The sequence below is a fragment of the Saccharopolyspora hordei genome (genome assembly GCF_013410345.1).
Taxonomy (GTDB): Bacteria; Actinomycetota; Actinomycetes; order Mycobacteriales; family Pseudonocardiaceae; genus Saccharopolyspora; species Saccharopolyspora hordei.
Map to the genome: position 1 here is coordinate 2,436,459 of NZ_JACCFJ010000001.1, position 14,970 is coordinate 2,451,428.

General features: G+C 73.1%; 16 protein-coding genes. 13 read left to right on the plus strand and 3 right to left on the minus strand.

Annotation, left to right across the window (positions count from 1 at the left end; all coding sequences use genetic code 11):
* Positions 1-48 precede the first annotated feature (48 nt).
* The 8 genes from HNR68_RS11395 (at position 49) to HNR68_RS11430 (ending at position 8,748) form a co-directional block, all read left to right on the plus strand.
* On the plus strand, positions 49-1,404 hold the full coding sequence (locus HNR68_RS11395; protein WP_179720278.1) for a replication-associated recombination protein A: 1,356 nt from the start codon (positions 49-51) through the stop codon (positions 1,402-1,404).
* Positions 1,405-1,487: 83 nt separating this feature from the next.
* The gene (locus HNR68_RS11400; RefSeq protein ID WP_179720279.1) at positions 1,488-2,450 is read left to right on the plus strand and encodes an NAD(P)-dependent oxidoreductase; all 963 of its coding nucleotides are present in this window, start codon (positions 1,488-1,490) and stop codon (positions 2,448-2,450) included.
* A gap of 336 nt (positions 2,451-2,786) precedes the next feature.
* The gene (locus tag HNR68_RS11405; RefSeq protein ID WP_179720280.1) at positions 2,787-3,194 is read left to right on the plus strand and encodes a DUF948 domain-containing protein; all 408 of its coding nucleotides are present in this window, start codon (positions 2,787-2,789) and stop codon (positions 3,192-3,194) included.
* Positions 3,191-3,493 (plus strand): hypothetical protein, encoded by a 303-nt coding sequence (locus HNR68_RS11410; protein WP_179720281.1) that lies wholly within the window; start codon positions 3,191-3,193, stop codon positions 3,491-3,493. The genes HNR68_RS11405 and HNR68_RS11410 overlap by 4 nt, the downstream gene beginning before the upstream one ends.
* Positions 3,494-3,568: 75 nt before the next feature.
* Positions 3,569-6,241 (plus strand): alanine--tRNA ligase, encoded by a 2,673-nt coding sequence (gene alaS / locus HNR68_RS11415; protein WP_179720282.1) that lies wholly within the window; start codon positions 3,569-3,571, stop codon positions 6,239-6,241.
* A complete protein-coding gene (gene ruvX, locus HNR68_RS11420) occupies positions 6,238-6,708 on the plus strand; it encodes a Holliday junction resolvase RuvX (protein ID WP_179720283.1) in 471 nt (156 codons plus the stop codon). The genes alaS and ruvX overlap by 4 nt, the downstream gene beginning before the upstream one ends.
* Positions 6,705-7,907, plus strand: a complete 1,203-nt coding sequence (gene mltG / locus HNR68_RS11425) for an endolytic transglycosylase MltG (RefSeq protein ID WP_179720284.1) — start codon at positions 6,705-6,707, stop codon at positions 7,905-7,907. The genes ruvX and mltG overlap by 4 nt, the downstream gene beginning before the upstream one ends.
* On the plus strand, positions 7,894-8,748 hold the full coding sequence (locus tag HNR68_RS11430) for a shikimate dehydrogenase (protein ID WP_343050070.1): 855 nt from the start codon (positions 7,894-7,896) through the stop codon (positions 8,746-8,748). Before mltG ends, HNR68_RS11430 begins: the two co-directional genes overlap by 14 nt.
* Before the next feature lie 170 nt (positions 8,749-8,918).
* Here HNR68_RS11430 and HNR68_RS11435 read toward each other — a convergent pair whose 3' ends face one another.
* Genes HNR68_RS11435 through HNR68_RS11445 form a run of 3 tightly spaced genes read right to left on the minus strand, consistent with a single transcriptional unit; the run spans position 8,919 to position 11,350 of the window.
* Complete coding sequence (locus HNR68_RS11435; RefSeq protein ID WP_179720286.1) at positions 8,919-9,191, minus strand: HPr family phosphocarrier protein; 273 nt, start codon at positions 9,189-9,191, stop codon at positions 8,919-8,921.
* A gap of 45 nt (positions 9,192-9,236) precedes the next feature.
* A complete protein-coding gene (locus HNR68_RS11440) occupies positions 9,237-10,499 on the minus strand; it encodes a PTS transporter subunit EIIC (RefSeq protein WP_179720287.1) in 1,263 nt (420 codons plus the stop codon).
* Positions 10,496-11,350: a GntR family transcriptional regulator gene (locus HNR68_RS11445; RefSeq protein ID WP_343050071.1), complete on the minus strand. Its 855-nt coding sequence runs from the start codon at positions 11,348-11,350 to the stop codon at positions 10,496-10,498. Before HNR68_RS11445 ends, HNR68_RS11440 begins: the two co-directional genes overlap by 4 nt.
* Positions 11,351-11,633: 283 nt before the next feature.
* Between HNR68_RS11445 and HNR68_RS11450 the strand changes: the two genes are divergently transcribed.
* The 5 genes from HNR68_RS11450 (at position 11,634) to HNR68_RS11470 (ending at position 14,928) form a co-directional block, all read left to right on the plus strand.
* Positions 11,634-11,870, plus strand: a complete 237-nt coding sequence (locus tag HNR68_RS11450) for a glucose PTS transporter subunit EIIB (RefSeq protein ID WP_179720288.1) — start codon at positions 11,634-11,636, stop codon at positions 11,868-11,870.
* Positions 11,867-12,322, plus strand: coding sequence for a glucose PTS transporter subunit IIA (locus HNR68_RS11455; RefSeq protein ID WP_179720289.1), 456 nt, complete (start codon positions 11,867-11,869; stop codon positions 12,320-12,322). Before HNR68_RS11450 ends, HNR68_RS11455 begins: the two co-directional genes overlap by 4 nt.
* A gap of 162 nt (positions 12,323-12,484) precedes the next feature.
* On the plus strand, positions 12,485-13,096 hold the full coding sequence (locus tag HNR68_RS11460) for a prepilin peptidase (protein WP_179720290.1): 612 nt from the start codon (positions 12,485-12,487) through the stop codon (positions 13,094-13,096).
* A 102-nt stretch (positions 13,097-13,198) separates the two neighbouring features.
* Positions 13,199-14,404 carry a chorismate synthase gene (aroC, locus tag HNR68_RS11465; protein WP_179720292.1) on the plus strand — a complete coding sequence of 402 codons (1,206 nt, stop codon included), beginning with the start codon at positions 13,199-13,201 and terminating at the stop codon, positions 14,402-14,404.
* Complete coding sequence (locus tag HNR68_RS11470) at positions 14,404-14,928, plus strand: shikimate kinase (RefSeq protein WP_179720294.1); 525 nt, start codon at positions 14,404-14,406, stop codon at positions 14,926-14,928. The genes aroC and HNR68_RS11470 overlap by 1 nt, the downstream gene beginning before the upstream one ends.
* Positions 14,929-14,970 lie beyond the last annotated feature (42 nt).

A 14,970-nucleotide genomic window follows, 5' to 3' on the forward strand; every position in this document is an offset into this window, starting at 1 on the left:
CCCGCCCAGGTGGGCGAGGCCGTCGGGCGCGGGCGGTAGCGTCGGGGTGTGAGTGAGGGCCTGTTCGACGAGGGATTGTTCGGCGCCGACACCGAGCAGCGCGCCGGCGAGCGGTTGGCCGAGAACGCGCCGTTGGCGGCGCGGATGCGGCCCCGCTCGCTCGACGAGGTCGTCGGGCAGCAGCACCTGCTGGGTCCCGGGGCGCCGCTGCGCCGGCTGGTCGAGGGCGGCGCACCGGCCTCGGTGCTGCTCTACGGCCCGCCCGGCACCGGCAAGACCACCCTGGCCAACCTCGTCTCGTCGGCCACCGGTCGGCGCTTCGCGGCGCTGTCCGCGCTGTCGTCCGGGGTGAAGGAGGTGCGGGCGGTCATCGACGAGGCCCGCCGCCGCCTCGGCCGCTCCGGCGAGTCGACCGTGCTGTTCATCGACGAGGTGCACCGCTTCTCCAAGACGCAGCAGGACGCGCTGCTCGGTGCGGTCGAGGACCGCACCGTGCTGCTGGTGGCGGCCACCACCGAGAACCCGTACTTCTCCGTGGTGGCGCCGCTGCTCTCGCGCTCGCTGGTGCTGCAACTGCACAGCCTGGAGGACGACGACATCCGCACGCTGGTGCGCCGCGCGGTGACCGAGGAACGCGGGCTCGGCGGCGCGGTGCGGCTGTCGGAGGAGGCCGAGGACCACCTGGTGGCGCTGGCCGGGGGCGACGCCCGGCGCGCGCTCACCGCGCTGGAGGCGGCCGCGGAGGCGGCGACCTCGACCGGCGCGGAGGTCATCGACCTGCACACCGTCGAGTCCACCGTGAACCGCGCCGCGGTCCTCTACGACAAGGGCGGCGACCAGCACTACGACGTCGCCAGCGCGTTCATCAAGTCCATCCGCGGGTCCGATGTGGACGCCGCGCTGCACTACCTGGCCCGGATGGTCGAGGCCGGCGAGGACCCGCGGTTCATCGCCCGGCGGCTGGTGGTGCACGCCAGCGAGGACATCGGGATGGCCGACCCGACCGCGCTGCAGACCGCCGTCGCCGCGGCGCACGCGGTGCAGTTCATCGGCATGCCGGAGGGGCGGCTGGCGCTGGCGCAGGCGACGATCCACCTGGCCACGGCACCGAAGTCGAACGCGGTGATCACGGCCATCGACGCGGCGATCGCCGACGTGCGCGCCGGCCGGGCCGGCCCGGTGCCGCCGCACCTGCGCGACGGCCACTACGCGGGGGCCACGAAGCTCGGCAACGCCCAGGGCTACCGCTACCCGCACGACCGCCAGGAGGGCGTGCTGGCCCAGCAGTACCCGCCGGACGAGCTGGTGGGGCGCGACTACTACCAGCCGACCGGCCGCGGCGCCGAGCGCACGCTCAGCGAGCGGGTGCCCAAGCTGCGCGACATCGTCCGCGGCGACGGCTAGCGCCCGGTGTGGTGTGCGCGACGGTCGATCCGCGGTGGGCGAGCGGGTAGGTTCCTCACGGACTCGTCGCGAGGAGGTCGTTGGTGGACAAGCGGATCGTGGTCACCCGGACGGTGCCGGAGGCGGCGGTGGCGGTGCTGCGCGAGGCCGGGTCGGTGCACGTGTGCACGCAGGACGGCCCGCTGTCGCCCGCCGAGCTGCGCGAGGCCGTGCGGGGCGCGCACGCGGTCGTGACGATGCTGCACGACCGGGTGGACGCCGAGCTGGTCGAGGCCGCCGGGCCCCAGCTCGAGGTGGTGGCCAACGTCGCCGTCGGCTACGACAACGTCGACGTGCCCGCCGTGACCGAGCGCGGCGTGGTCGTCACCAACACGCCCGGCGTGCTCGTCGACGCCACCGCGGACCTCACGCTCGGCCTGCTGCTCATGGTCACCCGGCGCCTCGCGGAGGGCGAGCGGCTGCTGCGCGCCCGCGAGCCGTGGACCTTCCACCTCGGCTTCATGCTCGGATCGGGCCTGCAGGGCAAGACGCTGGGCATCGTCGGCCTCGGCGGCATCGGGCAAGCCGTCGCCCGGCGGGCCCGCGCCTTCGGGATGGACGTCGTCTACACCGGACGCCGCCAGGCCCCCGCCGAGGTGGAGGCCGAGCTCGGGGCGCGCCGCCTGCCGCTGGAGGAGCTGCTGCGCACCGCCGACGTCGTCTCGCTGCACTGCCCGCTCACCGAGCAGACCCGTCACCTCATCGACCGGGACGCGCTCGCGGCGATGAAGCCGACCGCCTACCTGGTCAACACCAGCCGCGGTCCCGTGGTCGACGAGAAGGCGCTGGCCGAGGCGCTGCGCGAGGGGCGGATCGCCGGCGCGGCGCTGGACGTCTTCGAGCGCGAGCCCGAGGTGGAGCCCGCGCTGCTGGACCTGGACAACGTCGTGGTCGTCCCGCACCTCGGCTCGGCCACCGTCGAGACCCGCACCGCCATGGCCGAGCTCGCGGCCCGCAACGTCGCCGCCGTCCTCGCAGGTGAGGAGCCGATCACGCCGGTGCGGTGAGGGTCACCAGCGGGCCCCGCCGAGTGGCGATCAGTCGAAAGCGTGTTCTACTCTGGCCGCTGTCGGCGGACGCCCACTGCACCCGAACGGGGCGGACCGCCACCGAGACCCCCGGGAGTGCTGTGCAAGGGGAAGTTGCACAGCACCGGCCCGGGGGTCCCCTCGTGCCGGGACCCGTGCGCCGCGACGGCGGGGCGTCCCCCGCCGGGCCCGACCGGGGGCCGCGACCGGGTGCGCAGTTGGGCGAGCGGGGCCGGTAACCTGTGCGGCGATCAACAGGCCGCGTGCGGCGACCGCCCGGCCTGCCGGAATGACGTTGAAACATCGGGAGGGCACGTGACGCCCACGCAGATCGCCGCGCTGATCGCCGCCGGAGCGTTCGTGCTGCTGGTCGTGCTGCTGGCGATCCCGCTGATCAAGCTCGGCCGGACCTTGGACGAGGCGACCATCGCGATCCGCAAGGCGCACGAGAACTCCGACCCGCTGTTCACCGGCGCCAACACGACGATCACCCACGTCAACAACCAGCTGGAACGGGTTGACGGCATCACCGCCAACGCCAAGACCATCAGCGGCAACGTCTCGGCGTTGTCCTCGCTGTTCACGGCTACACTGGGTGGCCCGTTGGTGAAGACAGCGGCGTTCTCCTACGGGGTCAGCAAGGCGCTGCGGGCGCGCCGCAAGCGCAAGCAGGAGCCCGCAGGTCGGCACTTCCGCCGCAAGGGCAAAGGGGGGCGCAAGTGAGGCGCCTGTTCTGGTTCAGCGCCGGTGTCGCGGCCGGGGTCACGGTGATGCGCAAGCTCAACGAGACCGCGCGCAAGGCGACGCCGACGGGCATGGCCGAGCAGCTGGGCGGTGCGATGCGCGAGCTGGCCGGTGCGGTCGGCTCGTTCGGTGCCGAGGTGCGCGCCGGCATGCAGGAGCGGGAAGAGGAGTTGCAGGACGTCGTGCGCAACGCCGACACGGTGCAGTTCCGCCGCGTCGACGCGGCTCCGGCCAGCGGTGCGGCCGGCACCCGGCGAGCTCGTCGGGCGGGCCGCTGACGCCGGCGCTCTCGCGCCGCCAGCGGCTCGCCGCCACCGCGCCAACCGACACCTGACCTTCCCGAGGGACCCACCGTGCAGACCCACGACATCAACAACCGGTTCACCGAGCACTTCCGCAGCCACGGCCACACCGTCGTGCCCAGCGCGTCGCTGATCCTGGACGACCCGACGCTGCTGTTCGTCAACGCCGGGATGGTGCAGTTCAAGCCGTACTTCCTGGGCGAGGCCCCGGCGCCGTACCCGCGCGCCACCAGCATCCAGAAGTGCGTGCGCACCGGCGACATCGACGAGGTCGGCAAGACGACCCGGCACAACACGTTCTTCCAGATGGCGGGCAACTTCTCCTTCGGCGACTACTTCAAGGAAGGCGCCATGGAGTTCGCCTGGGAGCTGCTCACCAAGTCGCAGTCCGACGGCGGCTACGGCTTCGACCCGGAGCGGCTGTGGGTCACCGTCTACGAGAAGGACGACGAGGCGCGGGACCTCTGGCAGCGGGTCGTCGGCGTCCCGGCCGAGCGGATCCAGGCCCGCGACGGCAAGGACAACTACTGGGACATGGGCGTGCCCGGTCCCGGCGGGCCGTGCTCGGAGATCTACTACGACCGCGGCCCGAAGTACGGCCGCGAGGGCGGGCCGGTCGCCGACGAGGACCGCTACATCGAGATCTGGAACCTGGTGTTCATGCAGGACATCAGGGGGGAGCAGTCGCCGAAGCAGGGGCACCCGCCGATCGGCACGCTGCCCAGCAAGAACATCGACACCGGCATGGGCGTCGAGCGGGTGGCCTGCCTGCTGCAGGGCGTGGAGAACGTCTACGAGACCGACCTGGTCCGCCCGGTCATCGCCAAGGCCGAGGAGCTCTCCGGTCGCCGCTACGGCGCCAACCCCGAGGACGACGTCCGCTTCCGCGTCATCGCCGACCACGCCCGCTCCGGCGTGATGCTGGTCGGCGACGGCGTGACCCCTGGCAACGAGGCCCGCGGCTACGTGCTGCGCCGCCTGCTGCGCCGGATCATCCGCTCCACCCGCCTGCTGGGCGTGCACGAGCCGGTGCTCAGCGAGTTCAGCAAGGTCGTGCGCGACGCGATGGCGCCGAGCTACCCGGAGCTGGTCACCGAGTTCGACCGCATCGACTCGGTGATGCGCAACGAGGAAGAGGCGTTCCTGTCCACCCTCACCGCCGGGTCGAAGATCTTCGACATGGCGGTCGCCGAGACCAAGAAGACCGGGGGCAAGCAGCTCTCCGGCGACAAGGCCTTCCAGCTGCACGACACCTACGGCTTCCCGATCGACCTCACCCTGGAGATGGCGGCCGAGCAGGGGCTGAGCGTCGACGAGCAGGGCTTCCGCGACCTGATGGCCGAGCAGCGCCGCCGGGCCAAGGAGGACGCCAAGGCCCGCAAGACCGGCCACGGCGACCTGTCCACCTACCGGGCGCTGCTGGACCAGCACGGCACCACCGAGTTCATCGGCTACACCGACCTGCAGTCGCACAGCCGGGTGCTGGGGCTGCTGGTGGACGGCCAGCCGGCCAAGTCCGCGCCCGCGGGCACCGAGGTCGAGCTGGTGCTGGACCGCACCCCGTTCTACGCCGAGGGCGGTGGCCAGATCGCCGACACCGGTCGGCTGGTCGGCCCCGGCGTCGCGGTCGAGGTGCACGACGTGCAGCGCGCCGTGCCCGGCCTGTTCGTGCACCGCGCCAAGGTCGTCGAGGGCGAGCTCGGCGTGGACACCCAGCTGGAGGCCGCGGTCGACCAGGCCCGCCGCCACGCCATCGAGCGCTCCCACTCCGCGACGCACCTGGTGCACGCGGCGGTGCGCAGCGCCTACGGCAAGCGCGCCGCGCAGGCCGGTTCGCTGAACTCGCCGGGCCGGATGCGGTTCGACTTCACCGCGCCGGCGGCGGTGTCGGCCAGCGTGCTCACCGGCGTCGAGGAAGAGGTCAACGACTACCTGCAGAGTGACGTCGAGGTGCAGGCCTACACCACGACGATGGACCGGGCCATGGAGCTCGGCGCGATCGCGCTGTTCGGCGAGAAGTACGGCGACCGGGTCCGGGTCGTGGACATGGGCGACTACTCCCGCGAGCTGTGCGGTGGCACCCACGTGCCGCGCATCGGCAAGCTCGGCGTGGTCAAGCTGGTCTCGGACGCCTCGGTGGGCTCGGGCGTGCACCGCGTCGAGGCGCTGGTCGGCATGGACGCGATGCGCCACATCAGCAAGGAGCACCTGCTGGTCAGCCAGCTGGCCGAGCAGTTCAAGGTGCCCGCCGACCAGCTGCCGGAGCGCATCAGCAGCGTGGTCTCCCGGCTCAAGGCCGCGGAGAAGGAGATCCAGCAGCTGCGCGTCGCGCAGGTCCTGCAGTCCGCCGGGGAGCTCGCCGAGAAGGGCACCGACGTGCACGGCGTGACCGTGGTCGCCGAGCAGGTCCCGGACGGCGTGGACGGCGGCGCGCTGCGCGCGCTGGCCGCTGAGGTCCGCGGCCGGTTCGGGTCCCGGCCCGCCGTGGTGGCGCTGTTCTCCGCCGACGAGGGCAAGGTCAGCTTCGTGGTCGGCGTCAACGACGCGGCCCGCGACCAGGGCCTCGCGGCCGGCAAGCTGGTGCCCGGGTTCGCCGCCGAGGTCGGCGGTCGCGGCGGCGGCAAGCCGGACATGGCCCAGGGCGGCGGCTCGGACCCGGCCGGCATCACCGCCGCGATCGGCGCCCTGCGCAAGGCGGTCGACCAGGTGGTGGCTGGCGGGTGAGCGAGCACCAGCAGGCAGTGCCCGGACCGGGACGTCGGCTCGGTGTCGACGTCGGTGCGGTCCGGGTGGGCGTCGCGCTCAGCGATCCCGCGCCGATGCTGGCCACCCCGCTGGTCACGCTGAAGCGGGACGAGCCGGGCGGCAGCGACCTGGCGCAGCTGGCCGAGCTGGTCACCGAGCACGACGTGGTGGAAGTCGTGGTGGGCCTGCCCAAGACGCTGGCCGGCCGCCACGGCTCCGCCGCGGAGATCGCGCAGTCCTACGGGGCGGCCCTGGCGGAGCGCATCGCACCGGTGCCGGTGCGCTTCGCCGATGAGCGCCTGACCACCGTCACCGCGAGCCGGATGCTGTCGCAGCGCGGCGTCAAGGGCAAGAAGCAGCGGGCCGTGGTGGACCAAGCCGCCGCCGTCGAGATCTTGCAGGCGTTCTTGGACAGTCGGGGGAAGACGCGAGAGGACCTGTCGTGACCGACGATCTCGGACTGTTCGCCGACGAGCCCGAGGAGCGGAGGCACCGCGCACCGGACCCGGAGCGCTTCCGCCGCCGCAAGCGGCGCCGGCTGGTGACCGCGCTCGCTGGGCTGTTCGTGCTGGTCCTGGTGGGTGTCGGCGTGCTCTACGGGGCCAGCCAGATCATGCAGATCGGCGCCTACGACGACTTCGACGGCGAAGGCAGCGGTGACGTGGTCATCGAGGTCAAGCCCGGGGACACCGTCAGCGCCATCGGCCGCACCCTGGCCCAGCACGGCGTGGTGGCCTCCTCGAAGGCGTTCACCAAGGCCGCCGAGGAGAACCGCCGGATCAACAGCATCCAGCCCGGGTACTACCTGATGCGCAACCAGATGTCCGGCGAGGCGGCCGTGGCGCACATCCTGTCGCCCAAGGCGAAGGTCGGCCGGGTGGACATCCGCGGCGGCATGCGGCTGGAGGACCAGCTCGCCCCCGACGGCGGGCACACACCGGGCATCCTGACCCGGCTCGCCGAGGCCACCTGCGTCGGCGAGAACCCGACGTGCACCACCCCCGAGGAGATGCACCACGTCGCCGCCACCGCCGACCTGGAGTCGCTGGGCGTGCCGGACTGGGCGATCGAGGACGCGAGCAAGGCGGAGCCGAAGCGGCGGCTGGAAGGCCTGATCATGCCCGGCGTCTACGACGTCAAGCCGGGCGAGTCCGCGGAGAACGTGCTGCGCGACGTGGTGAACCGCTCGGCGGCGGCGCTGGAGGCCGCCGGTCTGCCGCAGCGGGCCGAGGGCACCGGGCACACGCCGTACGAGCTGCTCATCATCGCCTCGATCGTGCAGAGCGAAGCGATCGAGAAGGACTTCCCCCAGGTCGCGCGGGTGATCGAGAACCGGCTCACGCACCCGGTCATGGAGCTCAAGATGGACTCCACGATCAACTACCCGCTGGACAAGCCGAGCCTGCTGACCAGGCCGGAGGACCGGCAGCGGCCCGGGCCGTACAACACGTACCTGAACTACGGGTTGCCGCCGACGCCGATCTCCACGGCCAGCAAGGAGGCGCTGGCGGCCGCCGAGAAGCCGGCGGAGGGCAACTGGCGGTTCTTCGTGAAGTGCTACCCGGATGGCACGTCCTGCTTCGCGGACACCCTCGAGCAGCACGAGGCCTACATCGACGAGGCACGGGCTCGTGGCGCGTTCTGACCAGCGGCGGGCAGCGGTGCTCGGTTCCCCGATCGAGCACTCGCTGTCCCCGGTGCTGCACGGGGCCGCGTACGCCGCGCTCGGCCTGGACGGCTGGACCTACGAGCGGGTGGAGGCCGACGAGCGGCAGCTGGTCGACGTCGTCGCCGGGCTCGGCCCGGAGTGGGCCGGGCTGTCGGTGACCATGCCGGGCAAGCGCGCCGCGCTGCGCCTCGCCGACGAGGCCAGCGCGCGGGCCGAGGCGGTCGGCGCGGCCAACACCCTGGTGCACCGGGCGGACGGCAGCTGGGCGGCGGACTGCACCGACGTCGACGGGGTCGTCGGCGCGCTGCGCGCCGCCGGTGGGTTCCGCACCGGCACCAGCGGGCTCGTGCTCGGCGCGGGCGGCACCGCCGCCGCGACCCTCGCGGGATTCGCCGACCTCGGGCTGCGCGAGGTGACGATCGCGGTGCGCGAGCCCGCGCGGGCGCGCGAGGTGGTGGAGACCGCCGAGCGGGTGGGCCTGTCGGTGCGCGTGGAGCGGCTGGACCGCGTCTCGCTCGCCGACGCCGCGGCCACGGCGGACGTCGTGGTGTCGACGCTGCCTGCGGGCGCGCTCGACGAGCGGGCGGCGGAGCTGGCGAAGGCGGCCTGCGTGCTCGACGTCGTCTACCACCCGTGGCCGACGCCGCTGGCCGCCGCGGTGACCGCGGCCGGCGGGCGCATCGCGACGGGGCTGGACATGCTGCTGCACCAGGCGTTCGGCCAGGTCGAGCAGTTCACCGGCCTGCCGGCCCCACGCGAGGTCATGCGCGACGCCCTCGCCGACGCCACCGGCGGCGAGGTCCCGCTGCCGCTGTGACCGCGGTTCCCGCGGAAGCTGGACGTCCGATTTCCCCGGGAGTCGCGTGGGCCCCGGCACGCGTGCGTGTGTCGTGACCGACGCACCGACGTTCCGGGGCGTCGGCACGCCCCGGGACGACGACGGCCCCTCCGCTCGGGGAGCGGAGGGGCCGTGTGCGTCGGGGTGCTTCAGTTGGTGTTGTCGAGGTCGGTGGCGACCAGCCGGGCCACGTGGTCCAGCGCCGCCTCCGCGCCGTCTCCCTCGGCAGCCAGCACGACCTCGTCACCGAAGGACGCGCCCAAGGTCATCAGACCGAGGATGCTGCCCGCCTCCACCGGACCGGTGCCGTCCTTGCGGATCATGATCTTCACCGGCTGCGCCGCGGCGGCCTTCGCCACCAGAGCCGCGGGCCGAGCGTGCAGACCTACCTTGCTGGCAACGGTGACCCGTCGCTCCACCATCGGTTCTCCGTTCGTCGGGGGAATCGGGGAAGGGTGCCGGGGGGTTCAGCTGCGGTCGGGGCCCGCCCCGGCCTTCCCCTCGACATTGTCCGTACCGTTCTCGGCCGCGTCGCTGTCGTCCTCCTCACGGCCGGGGGTGCGCAGGTTCCACTTCGTGATCACGAACCGGAACACGAAGTAGTAGATGACCGCGTAGCCGAGTCCGATCGGGATCAGCCACAGCGCGTTCTGCGAGATCCCGAAGTTCAGCAGGTAGTCGATGGCGCCCGCGGAGAAGCCGAACCCGCTGTGGATGTCCAGCGCGTTGACCAGCGCCATCGACGTGCCGGTGAGCACCGCGTGGACCAGCAGCAGCGGCCAGGCCACGAAGATGAACGAGAACTCCAGCGGCTCGGTGATGCCGGTGAGGAACGACGTCAGCGCCACCGAGATCATCACGCCGCCGACGACCTTGCGCTGCGAGGGCTTGGCGGACTGCCAGATCGCCAGCGCGGCGGCCGGCAGGGCGAACATGAAGATCGGGAAGAACCCGGTCATGAAGGTGCCCGCGGTGGGGTCACCGGCGAAGAAGCGGGAGATGTCGCCCTTCTGGCCGTTGTAGTCGCCGAAGAGGAACCAGACCACGTTGTTCGGGATGTGGTGCAGGCCGAACGGCAGCAGCAGCCGGTTGACCACGCCGTAGACGCCGCCGCCGATCACCGCGTTCTGCGTGACCGCGTTGCTGAAGGCGGTCAGGCCGGCGTCGAAGAGCGGGAAGAGCAGGCCGAGGACCACGCCGACGACCAGCATCGCCACCGCGGTGATGATCGGCACGAACCGGCGCCCACCGAAGAAGCCCAGGTAGGGAGGCAGCTTGATGCGGTGGTACTTCTGCCACAGCCAGGCCGCGACGAGACCGGCGATGATGCCGCCGAGCACGCCGTAGGGGCCCTTGTTGAACACCGTGTCCGCTGCCGTGTCGGTCATCTTCCACAGCACCCCGGACAGCACCACGTACCCGACGGCCCCGGACAGCGCGGTCGACCCGTCGGCCTTCTTCGCGAAGCCGATCGCGACACCGATCGCGAACAGCAGCGGCAGGTAGTTGAACAGCGAGTCACCGGCGGAGCCGATGACGTCGGCCACGGGCTGCACCCACGGCAGCACCGCGCTCAGGCCCTCCTCGCCCAGCAGGTCGGGCTGGCCGAGTCGCGACAGCAGCGCGGCAGCGGGTAGGACGGCGATCGGCAGCATCAGGCTCCGGCCCAGCCGTTGCAGCAGGGCGAAGCCTCTCCTGTTGCCGCTCGCCGCTGGGGCGCTGGCACTCATCGGTTACCTCCTGTGTCGTGGACACCGAGTCGTCGGGGATCCGGCTCGCGGTCCGTGGGCCGGATGGTCGGGCGGTGCTCGTCGGTCCCGCCCGGCTCGCGGTCCAGCTGCATGGTGACCTGGTACAGGTCGCCGCGGTACCAGGACGTCATGTCCTCGACCGGGCGCCCCTGCGCGGTGGCGATCCGGCGGAACACCAGGACCGGGCTGCCGGGGCGCACCCCGAGCAGCGTGGCGGTCTCGGCGTCGGCGCCCTCGGCGAGCACCGTCTGGGTGCCGCGTTCCAGCTGCACCTGGTAGCGGCGGGCCAGCAGGGTGTACAGCGAGTCGGTCAGGTCGTGGTCGAGCAGACCGGGCAGCAGTCCAGCGTGGTACCAGCCGCGCTCCACCGCCATCGGAGCCCCGTCGGCCTTGCGCAGGCGGTGGATCCAGTAGGCCGTCTCGCCGGGGGCCAGGCCCAGCGCCTCGGTGGTGCTCGGCGGTGGGAGCCGCTCGTCCGCTTCGAGCAGCACGGTCTCCGGCCGCATGCCGCGGCGGCGCATGTCCTCGGTGAACGAGGCGAGGTGCAGCTGGGAGTCCACGCGGGGGCGGGTGGTGAAGGTGCCCTTGCCGCGCACCCGTACCAGCAGCCCTTCGCTGACCAGCTGGCCGATGGCTTCCCGCACGGTCAGCCGGGAAACCCCGTAGCGGACCGCGAGTTCGCGCTCGGAGGGCACCGGGGACCCGGGGAGGAGCTCGTCGCGCGCCAGGGTGCGCAGGATCTCGCGCAGCTGGGCGTGCTTGGGCGTCGGGCCGTCGCGCAGCACGCCTCCAGCGAGCTCGCTGTCGTCTGCGGTGTCCCGCGCGGCCACGTCGCCTCCACCGGTGCGTCGTCGCTCCCCGGTGCCTGGTGGGCACCGGCCACCGGGACGAACCTCGGCGGATCGCCGTCGTGTTCGCCCGATGCTGTTGACCGGTGGTACCCAGTTGGTACTGTCCGGTCTGGACCACTCGGTTGCGAACAATGCGCCGTCACGCGATCGAGTGTCAAGACGGCTCCGGTTTCGTTGCCGCATCGACACCGAGTGGCGCAAGATCGTCGCGACGCGGTGGCGCGCAGCTCTGCGTCGTGGTTACGGAGGAAGGGAGCACGCGGTGGCTCAGGACAAGGCCGCGGCGATCCTGGCCGCGCTCGGCGGCGGGGACAACGTGGTGGAGATCGAGCCGTGCATCACGCGGCTGCGCTGCGAGGTCGAGGACGGCTCGAAGGTCGACGAGGCGGCGCTGAAGAACGCGGGCGCGCACGGCGTGATGGTGCAGGGCTCCGTCGTGCAGGTCGTGGTCGGCCCGGAGGCGGACACGCTGGCCGAGGACATCGAGGACCTGCGGTGAGCGTCGAGGTCGGCAGCCCGGTGGCGGGCCTGGCCACCGCGCTGACGGAGGTGCCCGACCCGGTGTTCTCGCAGGCCATGGTGGGTCCGGGCGTGGCGGTGAAGCCGTCCGGCGGGCGGGCCGACGCGGTCGCGCCCATCGCCGGGACGGTGGCGACGCTGCACCCGCACGCGTTCGTGGTCGCCTCGCCCAGCGGCACCGCGGTCCTGGTGCACCTGGGCATCGACACGGTCAAGCTCAAGGGCGAGGGCTTCGAGCTGCACGTGGCCAAGGGCGACCAGGTGGAGGCCGGGCAGCGCGTCGTCACGTGGGACCCGTCCGAGGTGGAGTCGCACGGCTACGCGTCGATCTGCCCGGTGATCGCCCTGGAGACGGCGCCCGAGGCGCTGGCGGACCTGCGCGAGGACGGCCAGGTCGTCGCCGGCGACGTGCTCTTCTCCGTCGGCGCCTGACCTCCCCGGTCGGGGGAAGCGTGGAGGGCACCTCTCGCCACCGCGGTGGGCGATGGGTGCCCTTCACGCCGTCACGGCCGCGGGAGCGTCGCTCGATCGGGGCCCGACATGCGGGGGTTCGGGGTCCGCGGGTGCGGCTGTCGGCTGGGGGATCGTGGCCGCGTGGTCGCGGTGATCGGGGTGCTCGGGGGCGTCGTCGGGTGCGGCGCCGGGTGGCTCGGGCGGTGGGTGCTGGGCTCGGTGCGGCGGGGCGTGGTGGTGCCCCGGCCGTGGTGCGAGCTCGCCGTCGGGGTGGCCTGGGCCTGGGTGGCGCTGCGCGTGGCCGCCGGGATGCCGTGGTGGTGGGCAGCGGTCCCGCTGCTGCTGGGCTGGGTCGGGGTGCTGCTCGCGGTGTGCGACGTGCGCGCCTACCGGCTGCCCGACGTGTTCACGCTGCCCGCCTACCCCGTGGCGGCGGTGCTGGTCGGCGTCGCGGCGGTGCACCGGCCGGGGACCTGGTCCGGTGCCCTCGTCGGCGCGCTGCTCCTCGGCGGGGTCTACCTGCTGGTGCGGGTCCTGCTGCCCGAGGCGATGGGGCCCGGTGACGTGAAGCTCGCGGGAGTGCTGGGGCTGGTGGTGGGCGCGGTGTCGGTGGGGGCCGTGCTGGTCGTCATGGTGGTGGCGGCGCTGGGCACGCTCGCCGCGGCGTCGTGGCGCGGCCGCGGTGCGGTCCCGCACGGCCCGGTGGTGCTCGTCCCGGCGTGGCTGGTGACCGCGGTGGCGCCGGGCTGGTGACCGCCGACTCGCTGCGTCGCAGGTCACCGTGGGCGTGCTGGGTCCGACAGCGTTGACCCCCGGCCGGTCCCGCCGACGGGCGCACGTGGCAGGATCTACGGTGTGCTGCGCTGGATGACCGCTGGAGAATCGCACGGCCCCGCCCTGGTGGCGGTGTTGGAAGGCATGGTGGCCGGGGTCGAGGTGACCTCGACCGACATCGCGACCCAGCTGGAGCGCCGCAAGCTCGGCTTCGGGCGCAGCCCCCGGATGAACTTCGAGGCCGACGAGCTGGAGATCGTCGGCGGCGTGCGGCACGGGCGCACCCAGGGCGGCCCGATCGCGATCCGGATCGGCAACACCGAGTGGCCCAAGTGGGAGCAGGTGATGGCCGCCGACCCGGTCGACGAGGACGTGCTGTCCACGCTGGCCCGCAACGAGCCGCTCACCCGCCCGCGGCCCGGTCACGCCGACCTCGCCGGGATGCAGAAGTACGGCTTCGACGAGGCCCGCCCGGTGCTGGAGCGCGCGAGCGCCCGCGAGACCGCGGCCCGCGTCGCCGTCGGCACGGTGGCCCGGCAGTTCCTGCGGCAGCTGCTCGGCGTGGAGATCGTCAGCCACGTGGTCAGCCTCGGCGGCGTGGACGCCGAGCACGACGCGCTGCCCGGTCCGGACGACCTCGCGGCCATCGACGAGAACCCGGTGCGCGCGTTCGGCGACGCCGCGACCGAGCGGATGATGGCCGAGGTCGAGAAGGCCAAGAAGGACGGCGACACGCTCGGCGGCGTGGTCGAGGTGATCGCCTACGGGCTGCCGCCGGGCATCGGCTCGCACGTGCACTGGGACCGCAAGCTCGACGCGCGGCTGGCCGGTGCGCTGATGAGCATCCAGGCGATCAAGGGCGTGGAGATCGGCGAGGGCTTCGCCAACGCGCGCCGGCGCGGCAGCGCCGCGCACGACGAGATCTACCCCGCCGAGGGCGAGAAGTGGGTGCGCCGCAGCAGCAACCGGGCCGGTGGCCTGGAGGGCGGCATCACCAACGGCGAGCCGCTCATCGTCCGCGCGGCGAAGAAGCCCATCTCCAGCCTGCCGCGCGCACTGGCCACTGTGGACGTGGCGACCGGCGAGCCGGCGCAGGCGATGCACCAGCGCTCCGACATCACCGCGGTGCCGCGCGCCGCGGTGGTGGCCGAGACGATGGTCGCGCTGGTGCTGGCCGAGGCCGCCCTGGAGAAGTTCGGCGGTGACTCGCTGCCCGAGACCCGGCGCAACGTCGAGGGCTACCTCGCCGCGCTGCGGGAGCGCGCCGAGAAGCGGCAGGTGCGCTGATGGCGCCGCGGGCGGTGGTCGTCGGCCCGCCGGGCGCGGGCAAGACGACGATCGGTCGGCTCCTGGCGGAGCGCTTCGGCGTCGCCTTCCGGGACACCGACGACGACGTGGTGCGCACCACCGGCCGGGCCATCGCCGACATCTTCGCCACCGACGGCGAACCGGCGTTCCGGGAGCTGGAGGAGGCCGCCGTGGAGACCGCGCTGCGGGAGCACGACGGCGTGCTGGCTCTGGGCGGCGGCGCGGTGCTGTCCGAGCGCACCCGCGAACGCCTCGCCGGGCACCCGGTGGTCTTCCTGTCGGTGGGCCTCGCCGAAGGCGCCAAGCGCGTCGGGCTGTCCACCGCGCGCCCGCTGCTGGCCGGGGTGAACCCGCGCGCCACCTTCAAGGCGCTGCTCGAGGCGCGGGTCCCGATCTACCGCTCGGTGGCCACCGTGGAGGTCGCGACCGACCACGTCGAGCCCGACGAGGTGGTGGCGAAGGTCGTGGCCGCGCTGTCCGCGCCGAGCGCCGCGTCCAGCTGACACCCCGAGTGCGCGATCTGCGCCGCTGCGCTGACCGCCCTG